Source organism: Xanthomonas sp. SHU 308, assembly GCF_000364645.1.
In the GTDB taxonomy this organism is placed as follows: Bacteria; Pseudomonadota; Gammaproteobacteria; order Xanthomonadales; family Xanthomonadaceae; genus Xanthomonas_A; species Xanthomonas_A sontii.
This window is the reverse complement of the sequence record NZ_AQOK01000870.1, coordinates 1-3,933: the sequence shown is the minus strand read 5'-3', so window position 1 is coordinate 3,933 and position 3,933 is coordinate 1. Positions and strand designations below refer to the sequence as shown.

Here is a 3,933-nt window from a genome sequence, read left to right as displayed (position 1 = left end):
CGCGCAGCACCGCGCCGGCCGTGCCGCGCCACGGCCTGGCCCGCACCCTGTCCAAGCTGGGCCTGTGCTCGCGCACCGAGGCCGCGCGTTGGATCGCCGCCGGCCGCGTCGCCGTCGACGGACGCATCGTCACCGATCCCGAATTCCCGATCCTGCAGGGCCGCCACCGGCTGGCCGTGGACGGCGCGCCGCTGGCCGACACCGCGCGCCGGTACCTGATGCTCAACAAGCCGCGCGGGCTGGTCACCAGTGCGCAGGACGAGCGTGGCCGCGACACCGTGTACCGCTGTTTCGACGGTGCCGGCCTGCCGTGGCTGGCGCCGGTCGGGCGCCTGGACAAGGCCAGCGAGGGCCTGCTGCTGTTCAGCAACGACCCGCAGTGGGCGGCGCGGGTGACCGATCCGGGCAGCGGCCCGGACAAGACCTATCACGTGCAGGTGGACGCGGTGCCCGACGCTGCGCTGCTGGCACGGATGTGTGCCGGCGTGGTCGACGACGGCGAACCGCTGCGGGCCAAGCAGGCGCGCCTGCTGCGCCAGGGCGAGCGCCATGCCTGGCTGGAAGTGGTGCTGGACGAGGGACGCAACCGGCAGATCCGGCGGCTGCTGGCCGTGCTTGGCCTGGACGTGCTGCGGTTGGTGCGGGTGGCGGTCGGCGAGTTGGTACTGGGCGACCTGGGCAAGGGCGCGTGGCGCGAGCTCAGCGCCGCCGAAGTCACGGCGTTGGCGCCGGCGGCGGACGCCAGCGCGCCAGCCGCGCGCTGAGTAACGCCACCACCACCTCACGGGCGCGCGCATCCTGCGGCCCGCGTGCATCGTGGTGGCGGCCCTTGGCGTGATTGCAGCCGGCACAGGCCAGCGCCAGGTTTCGGGCATCGTTGGCATCGTCGCCCACCTGGGCGCACAGCGCCGCGGCGACGCGGCGCCCGAACCAGGCCTGCGGCACTACGTGTTCCAGCGTGCTGTGTCCGAGCGGTTCGCCGTCAGCGCGCAGGCGCAGGCGCCGGCGGCAATGCAGGCAGCGGGTCTCCCAGCCGTCCTCAAGCGCTTGCGCCTGGGCGTCGGTCTGCGCCGCCAGCAACAGCCGTTGGCGCAGCGCGGCGCGCATCTCAGGCGGCGAGTACGCCCAGTTCGCGGCCGATACGGGTGAACGCGTCGATCGCCTGGTCCAGGTGCTCGCGGGTGTGCGCGGCGCTGATCTGGGTGCGGATCCGCGCCTGGCCCTTGGGCACCACCGGGAAGAAGAAGCCGATGGCGTAGATGCCTTCCTCCAGCAGCCGCTCGGCGAAGCGCTGCGCCAGCGGCGCGTCGTACAGCATCACCGGGCAGATCGGATGGGTGCCGGGCTTGATGTCGAACCCGGCGGCGGCCATGCGCTCGCGGAAGTAGGCGGTGTTCTCGACCAGGCGCGCGCGCAGGTCGTCGGCGGCGTCGAGCATCGCGAAGGCCTTGATCCCGGCCGCGACCACGTGCGGCGGCAGCGAGTTGGAGAACAGGTAGGGTCGCGAGCGCTGGCGCAGCAGTTCGATCACCTCGCGGCGGCCGGTGGTGAAACCGCCCAGCGCGCCGCCCATGGCCTTGCCCAGGGTGCCGGTGACGATATCGATCCGGTCCAGCACGCCCTTGACCTCGGCCGAGCCGCGGCCGCTGGCGCCGAGGAAGCCGGTGGCATGGCATTCATCGATGTGCACCAGCGCGTTGTACTTCTTCGCCAGCGCGGTGATCTCGTCCAGCGGGGCGATGAAGCCGTCCATCGAGAACACGCCGTCGCTGGTGATCAGCTTGGTCTTGCAGCCGGCGGCGTCGGCCGCCTGCAGCTGCGCTTCCAGGTCGGCCATGTCGCAGTTGGCGTAGCGGAAGCGCTTGGCCTTGCACAGGCGCACGCCGTCGATGATCGAGGCATGGTTGAGCGCGTCGGAGATGATCGCGTCCTGCTCGCCGAGCAGCGGTTCGAACAGGCCGCCGTTGGCGTCGAAGCAGGCGGCGTAGAGGATGGTGTCCTCGGTGCCGAAGAACGTGGCGATCTGCGCTTCCAGTTGCTTGTGCAGGTCCTGGGTGCCGCAGATGAAGCGCACCGAGGCCATGCCGAAGCCGTGCGTGTCCAGCGCGTCCTTGGCGGCCTGGATCAGTGCCGGATGATCGGCCAGGCCCAGGTAGTTGTTGGCGCAGAAGTTCAGCACGCGGCGGCCGTCGGCGAGGACGATTTCCGCCGCCTGCGGGCCGACGATGATGCGCTCGGACTTGAACAGGCCCTGGGCGCGGATCGCGTCCAGTTCCTCGGCGTAGTGCTGGGTGAGGCGGGAGTCGGTCATGACGGGCACGCGCGGCGGAAAGAAGGGCGATTTTACCGCGGCGCCCGCGCCGGCCGCGGCCGTCATGCGCAAATGGCATGAGCCGCTGCCGGGAAGTCATTTCACCCGCCGCCTGCCGCTGCGCAGCATGCGTCATGGTCCGCGGCGGGTATCGGCCGCGGCGTCGGCCTGTGTGTTTTCGGAGAACCGCCCATGTCCAGCCTTCCGCCGCGCCGCTGGCGCCCGCTGCTCGCGCTCGCACTGTGCGTGTTCGCCGGGGCCGCGGCCGCCGCCGAGACGCAACTGCTCAACGTGTCCTACGATCCCACCCGCGAGCTGTACCGGGACTACAACGCCGCCTTCGCCAGGCACTGGGCGCAACTGCATCCCGGCGAGCAGGTCGCGGTGGAGACCTCGCACGGTGGCTCCGGCAAGCAGGCGCGCGCGGTCATCGACGGGGTCGAGGCGGACGTGGTGACGCTGGCATTGGCCTACGACGTCGATGCGATCGCCGCCAAGAGCAAGTTGATCGATGCGAACTGGGCCACGCGCCTGCCCGACAACAGCGCGCCGTACACCTCGACCATCGTGTTCCTGGTGCGCAAGGGCAATCCGAAGGGGATCAAGGACTGGCCCGACCTGCTGCGCAGCGGCGTGTCGGTGATCACGCCCAATCCCAAGACCTCCGGCGGCGCGCGCTGGAACTATCTGGCCGCCTGGGCCTACGCCGACCACATCTTCAAGGGCGACCGCGAACGCATCCTCAACTACATGCGCGCGCTGTTCCGCAACGTGCCGGTGCTGGATACCGGCGCGCGCGGCGCCACCACCACCTTCGTCCAGCGCGGCATCGGCGACGTGCTGCTGGCCTGGGAGAACGAGGCGTTCCTGGCGCAGCAGGAACTGGGCCAGGACAAGTTCGAGATCGTCGTGCCGAAGCTGTCGATCCTGGCCGAGCCGTCGGTGGCGCTGGTCGACAAGAACGTGGACAAGCACGGCACCCGCGCGGTGGCCGAGGAATACCTGAAGTACCTGTACTCGCCGGAAGGACAGAAGATCGCGGCCAGACACTATTACCGCCCGCGCCATCCCGAGTACGCCGATCGCGCCGATCTGGCGCGGCTGCCGAAGGTGCGCCTGGTCACCATCGATCAGGCGTTCGGGTCCTGGGCCAAGGCGCAGGCCACGCACTTCGACGACGGCGGCCTGTTCGACCAGATCCAGGCGAGCAAGTGACGCGATGGCCGTGACCGCCGCCGCCGTTGCCCGCGCCCCGCGCCAGCGCCGGGTGATGCCGGGGTTGGGGCTGAGTCTGGGCATCACCCTGACCTGGCTGGGACTGGTGGTGCTGATCCCCTTGTTCGCGGTGCTGCTCAAGACCAGCGGGCTGGGCTGGGACGGCGTGTGGCGGGTGTGGAGCGAGCCGCGGGTGCTGGCGGCGTTGCGCTTGAGTTTCGGCACCGCGTTGGCCGCGGCCGCGTTCAATGCGGTGATGGGCACCTGGGTGGCCTGGGTGTTCGTGCGCTATCGCTTTCCCGGCAAGCGCCTGTTCGACGCGATGATCGATCTGCCGTTCGCGCTGCCGACCGCGGTGGCCGGCATCGCCCTGACCGCGTTGTACGGCAGCAACGGCTGGATCGGAC

At 70.4% G+C, this 3,933-nt stretch carries 4 protein-coding genes and 1 pseudogene; 3 read left to right on the top strand and 2 right to left on the bottom strand.

Annotated elements, in window-relative coordinates:
• The coding region (locus tag D588_RS0122545) for a pseudouridine synthase (protein WP_017917612.1) at nt 1–764 on the top strand (764 nt) is incomplete at its 5' end.
• Here the strand turns inward: D588_RS0122545 and D588_RS0122540 are convergent.
• Both D588_RS0122540 and kbl read right to left on the bottom strand, forming a co-directional pair.
• Nucleotides 715–1,107 (bottom strand): hypothetical protein, encoded by a 393-nt coding sequence (locus D588_RS0122540; RefSeq protein WP_017917611.1) that lies wholly within the window; start codon nt 1,105–1,107, stop codon nt 715–717. The two genes, D588_RS0122545 and D588_RS0122540, sit on opposite strands and share 50 nt — an antisense overlap.
• Before the next feature lies 1 nt (nt 1,108).
• On the bottom strand, nt 1,109–2,311 hold the full coding sequence (gene kbl, locus D588_RS0122535; RefSeq protein WP_017917610.1) for a glycine C-acetyltransferase: 1,203 nt from the start codon (nt 2,309–2,311) through the stop codon (nt 1,109–1,111).
• 192 nt (nt 2,312–2,503) lie between these two features.
• On the opposite strand from kbl, the gene D588_RS0122530 reads away from it, so the two are divergent.
• Together D588_RS0122530 and D588_RS0122525 are read left to right on the top strand one after the other, a co-directional pair.
• Nucleotides 2,504–3,526, top strand: coding sequence for a sulfate ABC transporter substrate-binding protein (locus D588_RS0122530; protein WP_017917609.1), 1,023 nt, complete (start codon nt 2,504–2,506; stop codon nt 3,524–3,526).
• A gap of 4 nt (nt 3,527–3,530) precedes the next feature.
• Nucleotides 3,531–3,933: pseudogene (locus D588_RS0122525) on the top strand (molybdate ABC transporter permease subunit); the annotation flags it as partial.